Annotated in this window: 12 protein-coding genes; 10 read left to right on the top strand and 2 right to left on the bottom strand. The window is 64.7% G+C overall.

The features are described from left to right. Window positions 1-9 precede the first annotated feature (9 nt). On the top strand, window positions 10-504 hold the full coding sequence (ybaK, locus tag AC5RU9_RS05110) for a Cys-tRNA(Pro) deacylase (protein ID WP_494015580.1): 495 nt from the start codon (window positions 10-12) through the stop codon (window positions 502-504). A gap of 6 nt (window positions 505-510) precedes the next feature. On the opposite strand, the gene AC5RU9_RS05105 is transcribed toward ybaK, so the two are convergent. After that, window positions 511-1,797, bottom strand: coding sequence for an alpha/beta hydrolase family protein (locus AC5RU9_RS05105; protein WP_494015579.1), 1,287 nt, complete (start codon window positions 1,795-1,797; stop codon window positions 511-513). Window positions 1,798-1,916: 119 nt separating this feature from the next. On the opposite strand from AC5RU9_RS05105, the gene AC5RU9_RS05100 reads away from it, so the two are divergent. From AC5RU9_RS05100 to AC5RU9_RS05060, 9 genes are all read left to right on the top strand, one after another. Then, the gene (locus tag AC5RU9_RS05100; protein WP_211714101.1) at window positions 1,917-2,408 is read left to right on the top strand and encodes a hypothetical protein; all 492 of its coding nucleotides are present in this window, start codon (window positions 1,917-1,919) and stop codon (window positions 2,406-2,408) included. Between the two features lie 14 nt (window positions 2,409-2,422). After that, window positions 2,423-2,863, top strand: coding sequence for a peptide-methionine (R)-S-oxide reductase MsrB (gene msrB / locus AC5RU9_RS05095; protein WP_211714100.1), 441 nt, complete (start codon window positions 2,423-2,425; stop codon window positions 2,861-2,863). 200 nt (window positions 2,864-3,063) lie between these two features. After that, window positions 3,064-4,431 carry a DUF6421 family protein gene (locus tag AC5RU9_RS05090; protein WP_211714099.1) on the top strand — a complete coding sequence of 456 codons (1,368 nt, stop codon included), beginning with the start codon at window positions 3,064-3,066 and terminating at the stop codon, window positions 4,429-4,431. Further along, a complete protein-coding gene (locus tag AC5RU9_RS05085) occupies window positions 4,431-5,159 on the top strand; it encodes an SDR family NAD(P)-dependent oxidoreductase (protein WP_494015578.1) in 729 nt (242 codons plus the stop codon). The genes AC5RU9_RS05090 and AC5RU9_RS05085 overlap by 1 nt, the downstream gene beginning before the upstream one ends. A 43-nt stretch (window positions 5,160-5,202) precedes the next feature. After that, complete coding sequence (locus tag AC5RU9_RS05080; RefSeq protein ID WP_442789720.1) at window positions 5,203-6,282, top strand: threonine aldolase family protein; 1,080 nt, start codon at window positions 5,203-5,205, stop codon at window positions 6,280-6,282. A gap of 63 nt (window positions 6,283-6,345) precedes the next feature. Next, a complete protein-coding gene (locus tag AC5RU9_RS05075; RefSeq protein WP_494015577.1) occupies window positions 6,346-7,002 on the top strand; it encodes a DUF3000 domain-containing protein in 657 nt (218 codons plus the stop codon). Between the two features lie 80 nt (window positions 7,003-7,082). Next, entirely contained in the window at window positions 7,083-8,408 is a 1,326-nt protein-coding gene (locus tag AC5RU9_RS05070; RefSeq protein WP_494015576.1) for an HRDC domain-containing protein, read from the top strand. A gap of 186 nt (window positions 8,409-8,594) precedes the next feature. Next, a complete protein-coding gene (locus AC5RU9_RS05065; protein WP_494015575.1) occupies window positions 8,595-9,866 on the top strand; it encodes a thiolase family protein in 1,272 nt (423 codons plus the stop codon). After that, the gene (locus tag AC5RU9_RS05060; RefSeq protein WP_494015574.1) at window positions 9,863-12,007 is read left to right on the top strand and encodes a 3-hydroxyacyl-CoA dehydrogenase NAD-binding domain-containing protein; all 2,145 of its coding nucleotides are present in this window, start codon (window positions 9,863-9,865) and stop codon (window positions 12,005-12,007) included. The genes AC5RU9_RS05065 and AC5RU9_RS05060 overlap by 4 nt, the downstream gene beginning before the upstream one ends. A 131-nt stretch (window positions 12,008-12,138) precedes the next feature. Here AC5RU9_RS05060 and AC5RU9_RS05055 read toward each other — a convergent pair whose 3' ends face one another. Continuing rightward, window positions 12,139-13,116 (bottom strand): aldo/keto reductase, encoded by a 978-nt coding sequence (locus tag AC5RU9_RS05055; protein ID WP_494015573.1) that lies wholly within the window; start codon window positions 13,114-13,116, stop codon window positions 12,139-12,141. Between the last annotated feature and the right edge of the window lie 14 nt (window positions 13,117-13,130).

Here is a 13,130-nt window from a genome sequence, read left to right as displayed (position 1 = left end):
CCAAACGGTATGGCCAAGAAAATGGCTTCACAGGGAACGCCGGCTACTGCAGCACTTGCTGCGGCCGGCGTTCCCTTTGTCCTGCACCCCTACGCCCATGATCCGTCCACCACCAGTTATGGTCTCGAAGCTGCCGAGGTCCTGGGGATCGATCCTGCACGGGTGTTCAAGACACTCATGGTGGAGGTGGAGGGGCGTTTGGCGGTCGCCATCGTGCCGGTGTCCGGGAATCTTGACCTGAAGTCGGTAGCCGCCTCCCTGGGCTCCAAGAAGGCAGCCATGGCGGACCCCAAAGCGGCCGAACGCCGCACGGGATACGTGCTCGGTGGTATTTCGCCCCTGGGGCAGCGCCAATCCTCCCCCACTGTCCTTGACGACTCAGCCCTGGCCTTCGGGACCATCCTGGTATCAGGTGGGCGAAGGGGGCTGGACATCGAGCTTTCCCCCGCTGACCTGGTCAGCTTGACCAAAGCCATCACCGCGCCGATCGGCACGGGCAAGTAGCCTCATTCAGCCAACCGGCCCTGAACCGCTGCCGCGTCCCGCTGGACCACCTTGGCCGGGGTTGTTCCGGGGTGCGAGTTGCCTGCGAAGCCAGGACCGCACCAGCCGCTCCCAGCGTTCGGGGTCAACGTTCCACTCTTTCGTGTGTCTGGCGCCGTCGAAAGGCTCAAAGGTGACCATTTCGGGGTTCTTCTCCGCAAGGCTGGCGGATGGCCCGAAGGGTACGTAGTCGTCGTCCACGCTGTGAATGAGCAGGGTGGGCGTGCGCAGCTCCACGGCGCGGGCCTCCCAATCCATGGCTTTCAGGTCCACAGGGGCGGCCAGGCCGGTGAGACGGCGGCCCAAGGGGTGGGTCAGCATCATTTGGCCATAACGTCCCACGTTGTAGGGGATCCTGTTCATCTCGGCGTGGTGGGCCATCACGTTGACCCAATTGATGACAGGGGCATCCAAGACCATCGCCCGGATAGCCAGTCGGTGCTTGGACAGATCCGCGGTTTGCAGGCTGATGGCACCGCCCATGGACCACCCGAACAACACGATCTCGTGCGCGCCGTTCTCAAGGGCGTAGTCGATGGCAGCCTCCACATCCCGCCATTCCGTGGATCCCAGGCCGTACCGTCCGTCCAGCGCCGAGGGAGCAAGACCGTCATTGCGGTAGGAAATCACCAGGCTGTCCAGCCCAAGTTCGCGCGCAACAGGCACCGCGCGGAGCCCCTCCAGCCGGGTGGCACCGCGTCCGTGGACCATGATGGCCCAGACAGCTGCCGGTGCGGACGCTTCGGCGCGGATCAACCACGCAGGCGCCTTGCCGCCGTCGACCTCGATGTCCACGTTTTCGGCCGCAAGGCCCATGGCTTCGGGATCCGGGTAGGTAGCCCCGCTCCACCAGGCCCGGCGGGCTTCGGAGAGGTTGCCGCTGTAAACTTCTTCGACCTCGCGCAGCACGGTTTGTTCAGCCGGCGAATACGAGACGATCCGCCCAATCCGCGCGTGCCCTGTGCCTCCTGAAAAGAAGAGGCTGTAGGTGCCGTCAATGATGCTGTCCGGGGTTGCCGCGAGGATGACCTGGGGTCCGTCGTCGCCGCGGATGACGGCCAGGACTTCCTGGTCTTCGTGACGGGCAGCGGGGGTAATGACGCGGCGGGCAAAGTAGACGGCGAGCGCCGAAGAGCCTGCCCCCAGCAAACCCGCAATGGTCCCGCCTGCCAGGAAACCTCCGATGGCCCATTTGGTGCGGAGGGACAGTTTCTTCTCTGCAGCGTCACTCGCTGACCGGGTTTTCGATGCCATGGTTCCATTGTTGCCTTTTCCGGGCACCGCCTTGTGCAGGTGCGGTCAGCGCGGCGCCCCGTGGGCGGATTCGGGGCGAAAGCCTGCGGGGTCCCGTTGCCCGGGACTACGCTGTAGCCATGAGCGATCCCATAGTCATCCTGACGGAAGAGCCCCTTGGCCCCGACGACCGTGTAAATATTTCCAAACTGCTCGACGGCGGTGACGCGCCCTTGGTTGTGTTGGTCCCCTCCAATACCGAGCGGCATCTCCTGGTGGACTTCCTGGAGAACCTCTCGTTGCTCGATATCGCCAAGGCGTTCCGCGACCTCACTGCGCAATCACCTGACCCTGCGGTAGAGCGTGCCGAGGCTTCGGAGACGCTGGCGGCCTCGCTGGCGGCGTTGGCCGGTTTGGGTGGCGGAGTTACCGGGGAGGTCGTCGACGGCGGTGCCGTGGCCGGCTTGGTGTCCAAGGTCCGCTCGTTGGACGCCGCACAGGCCGTTGTTGTGACCCGACCGCACGCGATAGCCGATACCTTGCATACGGACTGGGCCAATAAGGCGCAGGATCAGCTGGGGCTTCCGGTGTTGCACCTGTACGCGGGTTCGGGATTTATCGGCGACTCGTGAGCGTTGGACAAGACATGAACACTCCTGAGAACACCAGCAAGACATCATCTGCGGCCGTGGAGAAGACCGACGCCCAGTGGCGTGAGGAGTTGACGCCGGAGGAATTCCGGGTCCTGCGGCAAGCCGGCACGGAGCGGCCTTACACCGGCGAATATTGGGACACCCATACCGAGGGCGTCTATCAGTGCCGGGCGTGTGGCAGCCAGTTGTTCACCAGCCAGGAAAAGTTCGATTCCCACTGTGGCTGGCCGTCTTTCTGGGCACCCTTGGCGGAGGGCACTGTTAAGTATCTCCACGATCGGACCATGGGCATGGACAGGGTGGAAGTTCGCTGTGCCACCTGTGATTCGCATCTGGGACACGTTTTCGATGGCGAGGGTTACGACACTCCGACTGACCAGCGCTTTTGCATCAACTCCATCTCCCTCCGCCTGGTGAACCCGGAAGAGGGCTGAACGGTTCCGGACGGATCGCCCAGGCGGTCCGTCCGGCGCTTTCCCGACAGGCTTCAGCTGGTGCGTACTTGACCTCGGATGCCTTTCCCCAACCCCATGAGCAAGAGTTTCTTATGCTCAGCCCGATTTTGAATTAGCGATACTTTTCGCTTGCTACGCTCGGCCCAGAAGCAATTACTACTTCGAAAGGGCCGAGTTCCATGACGATTACCGCCACCCCCACCCTCCCGCGTGTCACCGCCGACAACGCCGAGTGGACCTCCCTCAAAGCTGCAGCCACCGCTCTGCAGGCCCACCAGGAAAAGGACGGCTCCATTGCCGATCCGGCCGTCCACAGCGAGGCAGCTGCCCTCGTAGCCACCATCTCCGAGGCCATCACCGCGTTGGCCCCACACTTTCCCCACGACGCCCGTTACTTGGAACTGCTGGTCGAAGACTTCGGCCGGTGGGCAGCCGAAGGCTTCGGCGTTCCGGATTTCCTTGACTCCCTCCAGGCCTTCCAGCCGCAGGAACAGCGCGTTGACGGACTCCAACACCTGGTGGTCTTCCCCATGTACACGCAGAACGGCAGCACCAACAGGCTGGTTGAGGCCGTCCTGATCGAGGTCATCTGGCCGGAGTTCATTGATGGCCTGGAAGCAGGCGACTACTCGAACAAGCTCTTCGTGCCCATCCGGTTCGTCGATTTCACTCCGGGCTACGACACCAACTCTGCGGTCCTCTTCCCCGAGACCGTCGCGGTCCGGGAGACGCCGACATTCACATGGGGTGCCATTTTCGCCGACCGCGAGGCCGCCCGTTTCCGCCGCGTCCTCAAGGCAGCCGCCGAGACCACGTCCCTGGAACTGCCCGCGGACGCGGCCGAGCTGATCTCCGACCAGGAACTCACCCAGCGGACGTTCGTGATGTGGGACCTGATCCACGACCGTACGCACATGCGCGGCGACCTGCCCTTCGACCCGTTCATGATCAAGCAACGGATGCCGTTCTTCCTCTACTCGCTCGAGGAACTGCGCTGCGACCTCACCGCCTTCCGGGAATCCGTCCGGATCGAAAAGGACGAAACCGCCGACCCCGATGCCCGCAAGCACGCAAAACTGGTGCAGTACGCCGTCATTTTCGATCGGATCTTCCGTTTCGCCATCACCGGAAGCCGTGTCCGCAACTACGACGGACTCGGCGGCCAGCTCCTGTTCGCCTGGATGCACCAGCACCGCGTCCTGCATTGGACAGACAGCAAGCTCAGCATCGACTGGGACGAAGCAGCCGGCGTCGTGGTGGAGCTTGGTGCACAGATCGAAGAACTATACTGGCGTTCCATCGACCGTCCGAAGGCAGCGCACTGGCTGGCCGCCTACGGGCTCATTTCGAGCACGGTCACTCCGCACCCGGCGTCCGTTTGGGCGAAGGGCCCGGACGCCTTGCCGCTGGATGGTCCGCCCCGTGGCCTCACGGACCAGGTCCTGGACGACGAGTTCCCGCTGTCCATGTTCTACGAAGCACTGGAGAAGAAGATGCGTCCCGTGATCGAATCCACCACCGGCATCACCGGTTCGACGGCGGCCTGATGACCGCATTGACCATCCTGGTGACGGGCGGCAGCAGCGCTTCGGGCGTTGCTGCCGCCCGGGCACTGGCCAAAGCCGGACACCGCGTCATCACAGTGGGTTCCTATGAAGCCCGCATCAAGTCCGCGGCGGCAGAAACAGGGCAGGACGTCACACCGCTTGTGTGCGACCTCGCCAACCTTGAGGCCGTCCGCCACTTGGCTTCCGACATCGAACAGCTGCGCATTGGGGGCGTCGACGGAGTCATCCACCTCGTCGGCGGTTGGCGCGGCGCGAGCGGAATACAGGATCAAACCGACGACGACTGGGACTCGATGGAACGAAGCGCCGTGACAACACTGCGCAACGTCTCCAGGGTCTTCTACGGCCAACTCGAAGCATCGGCGCGCGGACGGCTCGCCATGGTGTCGTCCACCAGCGCCTCGGCACCAACGGCCGCAGCCGCCAGCTACGCTGCCGCGAAGGCTGCAGCGGAAGCCTGGACCCTGGCGGTGGCCGACGGTTTCCGCCGGGAACAATCCGGCAACAAGGATGCTCCCACCGAGCAGCACAGCGCCGCGCTGGTTTTCGTGGTCAAGGCCCTCGTCGACGCCGGCATGCGGGAGGCGCATCCCGAACGGCGATTCCCCGGGTACACGGACGTCGAAGACCTGGCTGCCGCCGTCGTCGAACTTTTTGAACAAGCTGCCAGCGAACTGAACGGCCAGCGCATCCTGCTGGCCAAATAGACTTGAAAGCGTGAACGAACCAGTGACAAGCACAACAGAGGCAATCCACAGCGCCCCCGGCTCGGCCGGGCCTGTACAACTGCACGATCCGTCGGTCCGTGGATTTGCTTCGGACAATTATTCCGGCGTGCACCCGGAAGTCCTTGCTGCCTTGGCAGCGGCCAATGGTGGCCACCAGGTTTCCTACGGCGAGGACGTTTACACGGCCAGGCTCCAGGAGGTCCTGGAACAACAGTTCGGACCCGGGATTGAGAGCTTCCCGGTGTTCAACGGCACGGGTGCCAACGTCCTTTCCCTGCAGTCCCTGCTTCCACGGTGGGGTGCCGTCATCTGCGCATCCACCGCGCACATCAACATGGACGAAAATGGGGCGCCGGAGCGCGTCGGTGGAATCAAGCTCCTCCAGGTACCCACCGACGACGGCAAGCTCACCCCTGAGCTGATCGACCGCGAAGCGTGGGGATGGGGCGACGAGCACCGCGCCCAGCCCCTTGCCGTTTCCATCACCCAAACCACGGAACTGGGCACCTGCTACACGCCCGCGGAAGTGCGCGCCATTGCCGACCACGCCCACGCCAAGGGCATGAAGCTGCACATGGACGGAGCCCGGCTGGCCAACGCTGCAGCCCACCTGGGAGTCCCCCTGCGCGCCTTTACCCGCGACGCCGGCGTGGACATCCTCTCCTTCGGCGGCACCAAGAACGGGCTGCTTTTCGGTGAGGTCGTGGTGGCCCTGAACCCTGAGGCAGCCGACGGCCTGAAGTTCCTGCGCAAGATGAACATGCAACTCGCCTCGAAGATGCGGTTCATCTCCGCCCAGTTCATCGCCTTGCTCGAAGACGGCCTGTGGCTGCGGTCCGCCGCGCACGCCAACGCCATGGCGGCCCGCCTCCGCACAGCCGTGGAAGCGATCGACGGCGTTGAACCCACCCAGGCGACCCAGTCCAACGGAGTGTTCGCCATCCTCCCGGAGGGCGTAGCGGACCGGCTTCGGAAGTCGTTCGCGTTCTATGACTGGGACGCCGCCCGACGCGAAGTCCGCTGGATGTGCTCCTTCGACACCACGCCGGAGGACATCGACGCGTTCGTCGAAGGGATCCGGCGCGAGCTCGGGTCCAAATAACCCTTGCGCTCCGGGGCGGCGAGCCTGCGTAGAATCGCCGCCCCGGACGCATAACCTGCGAGGGTGAACGCCCTCGCACAGGTTCCCGCGGACTTTCTCTTCGCCCTGGGAACACTACGCAAAGCACAATGCCGCAGCGAACTGCGGCTTGAGGAGATCCCTGCCCCCGCCCGGCTGGCGCCCTACGCCGTGGCCCTGGGAGCGGAAGTGTTCAGCCCCACCGCAGCTACCCGGCAGGTCCCTGTCCACGGACCAGCAGCCAAGGCTTTCGCCCAAAGCCACGCCAACAGCCCGTCCGCGGATGACGACGACGAGCTCGCTACGGGCCGCTTCATCCTCCTGCATGACCCCGACGGGTCCGCGGTGTGGGAGGGCGAATTCCGCATTGTCACGTACATCCGGGCCCAGATGGACGCCGAGATGGGGAACGATGCCATGCTGGGCTCCGTTGCCTGGACGTGGCTGGTGGATGCGCTGGAGAACCATGCGGCTCCCCATCGTGCGGCCGGAGGCACCGCCACCAGGATCCTCTCCGAAAGCTTCGGCACCCTGGCAGAGCGGCCGGACACCATCGACATCGAGCTTCGCGCCTCCTGGACACCCGCAAGCGCCGACGTCCAAGCCCATTTGGAAGCGTGGTCCGACATGGTCTGCACCTTCGCCGGACTGCCGCCCCTTCCGCCAGGCGTCACCGGACTACCCAACAGGAGGCTCAATTGACCCCGGAACATTCCACTGGCCGCTTCGCCGCCGCCCCCGCAGCATACCGTTGTGACGGGAATCGGTAAGCTTAAGCCACCATGACCCCTGAAAATCCGGAAAACACCACAGCCGGCGATCCGGCTGCTGAAACCACCACCCACATCAAGGTTGACGGCTTCGACAGCCACGTCCCTGAAATTATTGATCTTGACACCCCGCGCGAAGGCGTGCCGATTGTCATCGACACCCCGGCCGGTTTGGAACGGTGCGCCGCTGCCATCGCCGCTGGGACAGGACCGGCAGGAGTGGACGCTGAGCGCGCCTCAGGCTTCCGCTATGGCCAGCGCGCCTTCCTTGTCCAGATCCGGCGTGAAGGCGCCGGCACCTGGCTGATCGATCCCGAGCCCTTCGACGACCTGGCCATCATCAACGACGCCCTCAGGGGCGTCGAATGGATCCTGCACGCGGCCACCCAGGACCTGCCCTGCCTTTCGGAGCTGGGCATGTGGCCTGACAAACTTTTCGACACGGAACTGGCTGCCCGCCTGGCAGGCCTCCCCCGCGTCGGACTCGCTGCCGTGATCGAGCAGCTCCTCGGGTTCGGCCTCGCCAAGGAGCACTCCGCGGCTGACTGGTCCACCCGCCCCCTCCCCGAGCCGTGGCTGCGATACGCCGCCTTGGACGTCGAGGTCCTCGCCGAACTCCGCGAAGAGCTGATCGAACTGCTCGAAGCGGACGGCAAGCTCGATTACGCCGAACAGGAATTCGCCGGGATCCTTGCCGCGGGAATTTCCCCGCCGCGCGTCGACCCATGGCGCAAGACGTCCGGCCTCCACCAGATCCGCGACCGCCGCCAGCTGGCCGCTGTCCGGGAACTCTGGCAGGAACGCGATCAACTGGCCCGCAAACGAGACGTCGCACCCGGCCGGCTGATTCCGGACTCCGCCCTCGTCGCCGCTGCCAAAGCCATGCCCACCACGGTCCCGCAGCTTCTGGCTACCAAGGGATTCCATGGCCGGTCCGCTCAACGTGAAGCTCCCCGCTGGTTGCGGTGCATCACTATTGCCAGGACCCTCACGGACCTCCCGCCCCTGCACTTGCCCACCAACGCACCGCCACCTCCCAGGGTGTGGGTGGACCGGGATCCCGAGGCCGCGGCACGCCTGGCCACCGCCCGGCCCGCCCTGCAGGCCCTCGCAGAGGAACTCAACCTTCCTGTCGAGAACCTCCTGACCCCGGACTACCTGCGCCGGATCACCTGGCGGCCACCGGCGGACGTTTCGCTCGAATCGGTCTCCGCCGAGTTGCGGTCCTTGGGCGCCCGGGAGTGGCAGATTTCCTTGACCGCCCCGATCCTCACCGCAGCGTGCTTGAACCCCGAAGCGCTTCCAGCCAAGGAAACGAAGTCCAAGGAAGCCAGCTGAGCGTGCTGATTCCAGCCCGCCACCCGAACCCCGGTTCGGGTGGCGGGCTTTCGTTTTCCCACAGCGTGACGGTCTCGCGTCGGTCAGCCTTGCAAGCTAAGTTACCCACGAGTAACATTGCCATCAATGCCAACCGGATGCCCGCAGCGCGGCCTCCGGCGCCATGTCTCAACGAGGAGTTAATACATGAGTCCAGCACGCAGCGCCCAGAGGAACGTCCGCGACGTCGTCTTCGTCGACGGAGTCCGCACCCCCTTCGGCAAGGCCGGGGAAAAGGGCATCTATGCAGGCACCCGCGCCGATGACCTCGTGGTGAAATGCATCCGGGAACTGATGCGGCGCAATCCATCATTGCCCGCCGATCGTGTGGACGAGGTCGCCATAGCGGCAACCACCCAAACCGGGGACCAGGGCCTCACCATCGGCCGCACGGCCGCCCTGCTGGCCGGACTCCCCCGCACAGTTCCCGGCTTCGCGATCGACCGCATGTGCGCAGGAGCCATGACGGCCGTAACGACGACGGCGAGCGGCATCGGCTTCGGCGCGTACGACGTCGTCATCGCCGGCGGCGTAGAACACATGGGCAACCACCCCATGGGCGCCGGAGCGGACCCCAATCCGCGCTTCATGTCCGAACGCCTCGTGGACCCTGCGGCACTGAACATGGGCAACACTGCCGAGAACCTGCACGATCGCTTCCCCGCAATCACCAAGGAACGGACGGACGCCTACGCGGCCGGTTCCCAGGCGAAGCTCGCAGCCGCCTACTCCAACGGACAGATCCAGCATGACCTGGTTCCCGTGGCCACGATGAAACCCGGACAGGGCTGGGCACTGCACACCACGGACGAACCCCCGCGTCCCGGAACCACGGTTGAGGACCTTGCCGGGCTTCGCACTCCGTTCCGCGCGCACGGGCGGGTCACCGCAGGCAACGCCGCAGGGTTGAACGACGGCGCCACGGCCGCAGTGCTTGCCTCGGCCGATGCTGCCGAGGAACTTGGCCTTCCCGTCAAAATGCGCCTCGTCTCCTACGCCTTTGCCGGCGTCGAACCTGAAGTCATGGGCATCGGCCCGGTCCCCGCCACAGAGAAAGCCCTCCGGAACGCCGGGCTGGGCATCGAAGACATCGGACTGTTCGAAATCAACGAAGCGTTCGCAGTCCAGGTCCTGAGCTTCCTGGACCACTTCGGCATTGCTGACGACGATCCCCGGGTCAACCGCTACGGTGGCGCGATCGCCGTCGGACATCCCCTCGCTTCCTCGGGCGTTCGTTTGATGAACCAGCTCGCACGCCAGTTCGAAGAGGACCCCTCGGTCCGCTATGGCATCACCACCATGTGCATCGGGCTGGGTATGGGTGCCACCGTGATTTGGGAAAACCCGCACCACGCCGATTATGAATCTTTTGCCACCGACCAGGCCACCACGGCCACCACCGAAGGAGCCGCAGCATGAGCGCCGCCGAATTCCAGAAGCTCGCCGCCCTCTTCCCCGACGAAGTCGTCACGCATTCCTACGTCCAGGACATCGAACTCCCAGGCGGTGCAGGAACGTTTGCGCTGATCACCTTGGACAACGGCTTGGACCACTCCAAGCCCACCACCCTTGGACCCAACACCCTGGTGGAGCTCGGCAGCGTCCTGGAAGGCCTCAAAGCGCGGGCCTCCAAGGGAGAAATCGTGGGCGTGGGCGTCACCGGCAAGCCCTATTTCCTGGTCGCAGGCGCTGACCTTTCAGCGGTGAAGACCCTGAAGGAACGCGAGCACGGCCTATGGATGGCGCAACTGGGCCACGCCGTCTATGCCACCCTCGCCGACCTCGGCGTTCCGAGCTTCGCCTTCATCAACGGCCTTGCCTTGGGTGGCGGGCTGGAGATCGCCCTGCAATCCACCTACCGCACCGTCTCCACAGGTGCCGGTGCCCTCGCCCTGCCTGAAGCGTTCATTGGCTTGGTCCCGGGATGGGGTGGCGTGTACATCCTTCCGCGCCTCATCGGTCCCGAGAACGCCGTAAAGGTCATGATCGAAAACCCCCTCAGCAACAACAAGACCCTCACCGGACCACAGGCCTTCGAGCTTGGCGTTGCCGACGCCATCTTTGAACCTGCCGACTTCGTTGAACAGTCGCTGGCGTGGGCGGCGCGTGTTATCTCCGGCGAGGTGACGCCTGAGCGGAAGAACTCCGTGGACCCCACCGAAGAAAACGTTGCCACCCGGTGGGCCGCGTCGGTGGCCGCAGGACGCGACTTCGTCGAGGCGAAGACCTCCAATGCCTCCCCCGCACCGGCCAAGGTCCTGGACGTCATGGAAGCCAACCGCACCATGACCCAGGCCGAGTCCGCTGCCCTCGAATGCGAGACGCTCGCCGGGCTCATGCAGACCGACGAGTTCCGTTCCACGGTGTACGCGTTCCTGGACCTCGTGCAGAAGCGCTCCAAGCGTCCCGCCGGAGCCCCCGACCGCAAGCTTGCCCGCCCCGTGACCAAGATCGGCGTGGTCGGTGCCGGACTGATGGCCAGCCAATTGGCGCTGCTCTTCGCCCGGCAGCTCAAGGTGCCCGTCGTGATGACGGACATCGATCAGGCACGCGTGGACAAGGGCGTGGCGTACGTCCATGCCGAAGTGGACAAGATGCTGGCCAAGAAGCGCATCAAGCCCGACGCCGCCAACAGGACCAAGGCACTGGTTACCGGTTCTGTCTCCAAGGAAGCCTTCGCCGATGCCGACTTCGTTATTGAGGCCGTCTTCGAAGAACTCCACATCAAGAAGCAGGTCTTCGCCGAGGTGGAGGCAATCGTCTCTCCCGAATGCATCCTCGCCACGAACACCTCCTCGCTGTCCGTGACCGCCATGGCCGAAGACCTGAAACACCCGGAACGCCTGGTGGGCTTCCACTTCTTCAACCCCGTGGCCGTCATGCCACTCCTGGAGATCGTGCGGGCGCCCAAGACCGACGACGCCGTCCTGGCCACCGCTTTCGAACTCGCCAAGGGACTCAAGAAGACAGCAGTCCTGGTCAAGGATGCCGCCGCCTTCGTGGTGAACCGCATCCTCCTGCGCCTCATGGGCGAGGTCATCGCCGCGTTCGACGAAGGAACCCCGGCAGAGGTTGCCGACACGGCACTGCGGCCCATGGGCCTGCCGATGTCGCCGTTCACCCTCAGCGCCATGGTGGGCTTGCCAGTAGCCCAGCATGTCCAGGAGTCCCTGCATGCGGCCTTCGGCGACCGTTTCCCCGTGTCGCAGAACCTGCAAAAGCTCATCGACAACGGCGTGAAGTCCCTGTGGGTTCCCGGTCCGGACGGGACCCCGGCCATTCCCGCCGAGACCCTCGCCATCATGTCCTTCGGCAACACCCCGTCCACGGGTGAAGAAGCCCTGCGACGCACCCAGGACGCCCTGGCCGAGGAAATCGGGCTCATGCTGGCAGAAGGCGTTGTCGCCGGCCCCGAGGACATCGACCTCTGCGTCATCATGGGCGCAGGTTGGCCGATGTTCCTGGGCGGCATCACCCCCTACCTGGACCGGGTGGGCGCCTCCGAGCGAGTCAACGGCAAGCGCTTCCTCGCACCGGGAGTTGCTTCGGCCCCCGCCTAACCCCGGCCCAGCCCTCCCGCATTCCGCGGCTTGGAACAGAACGCCCTCTCACTAAGGTGAGAGGGCGTTCTGCTTTTAGGTCTGTTTTGTGAGAGAGGGACCCACCATTGCGGGCGGGATGTGAGCGAGGCCTAGAAGAGCGCTACCTTCGGCGCCTTCGGGAAGATGTCGTCAAGCTCCGCCCGGTCTTCCTGGGTGGGGACCCAGCGGACGGCTTCAGAGTTCTCCCGGATCTGCTCCGGACGGGTGGCCCCGGCGATGACGCTGCTGACACCGGGCTGGGCGGCCAGCCAGGAGAAAGCAAGCTGAAGCTCGGTGATGTCCCGCTCCTTGGCGAACTGGCCGAATCGACCCAACTGTTCCCAATCGGCGTCGTGCACCAGGTTGGTGCGGGTGTGGCTCAACCGCGAACCTTCGGGGGCCTTGCCCGCCGAGTACTTTCCGGTGAGCAGCCCGTTGGCCAAGGGGAAGTACGGCAGGACACCCAAGGAGAAGGCCCCGGCCGCGGGGAGAACTTCGAGTTCGGCGCGCCGGTCCAGCAGGTTGTAGTGGTTTTGCGTGGAAATGAAGCGGGTTCCCCCGGCCTGGCGGGCAACATACTCAGCTTCGGCGATCTGCCAGCCGGCAAAGTTGGAATGGCCGATGTAACGGACCTTGCCGCTGGATACGAGGTCATCCAAGGCAGCCAGGGTTTCGTCGATGGGAGTCCGCGGATCCGGTGTGTGGAACTGGTAGAGGTCGATCCACTCCGTGTCCAGTCGCCGAAGCGATGCCTCGACGGCCTTCACGATGTACCGGCGCGAGCCCCGGGCACCGAAATCGTTGCCGTTGACTCCGCCCATGTCCATGCCGAACTTGGTGCCAATCACGACGTCGTCGCGGCGGCCCTTCAAAGCCCTGCCCAACATGGCCTCGCTCAGGCCAGGCTCACGGCCGTAAACGTCGGCAACATCGAAGAACGTCACCCCGGCGTCGAGGGCGGCGTGGACCACGGCGTCCGTGCCTTCCTGCGTCTCCGTGGGGGTGTTGGCACGGCCGAGGTTGTTACAGCCCAGTCCAACTACTGACACGGTCAATCCGGAATGGCCAAGGCGTCGGTATTCAGTCATGGGTTCAGCCTATA

Source organism: Arthrobacter sp. B0316-5-4 (genome assembly GCF_059090325.1).
The sequence above is the reverse complement of the archived record's forward strand: the minus strand, read 5'-3'. Positions and strand labels throughout refer to the sequence as shown.

What these genes read in the sequence shown, in the direction of transcription:
- ybaK (WP_494015580.1), top strand. Translation starts at nt 10, where the DNA reads ATGGCCAAGAAAATGGCTTCACAGGGAACGCCGGCTACTGCAGCACTT.
- AC5RU9_RS05105 (WP_494015579.1), bottom strand. Translation starts at nt 1,797, where the DNA reads ATGGCATCGAAAACCCGGTCAGCGAGTGACGCTGCAGAGAAGAAACTG.
- AC5RU9_RS05100 (WP_211714101.1), top strand. Translation starts at nt 1,917, where the DNA reads ATGAGCGATCCCATAGTCATCCTGACGGAAGAGCCCCTTGGCCCCGAC.
- msrB (WP_211714100.1), top strand. Translation starts at nt 2,423, where the DNA reads ATGAACACTCCTGAGAACACCAGCAAGACATCATCTGCGGCCGTGGAG.
- AC5RU9_RS05090 (WP_211714099.1), top strand. Translation starts at nt 3,064, where the DNA reads ATGACGATTACCGCCACCCCCACCCTCCCGCGTGTCACCGCCGACAAC.
- AC5RU9_RS05085 (WP_494015578.1), top strand. Translation starts at nt 4,431, where the DNA reads ATGACCGCATTGACCATCCTGGTGACGGGCGGCAGCAGCGCTTCGGGC.
- AC5RU9_RS05070 (WP_494015576.1), top strand. Translation starts at nt 7,083, where the DNA reads ATGACCCCTGAAAATCCGGAAAACACCACAGCCGGCGATCCGGCTGCT.
- AC5RU9_RS05065 (WP_494015575.1), top strand. Translation starts at nt 8,595, where the DNA reads ATGAGTCCAGCACGCAGCGCCCAGAGGAACGTCCGCGACGTCGTCTTC.
- AC5RU9_RS05060 (WP_494015574.1), top strand. Translation starts at nt 9,863, where the DNA reads ATGAGCGCCGCCGAATTCCAGAAGCTCGCCGCCCTCTTCCCCGACGAA.
- AC5RU9_RS05055 (WP_494015573.1), bottom strand. Translation starts at nt 13,116, where the DNA reads ATGACTGAATACCGACGCCTTGGCCATTCCGGATTGACCGTGTCAGTA.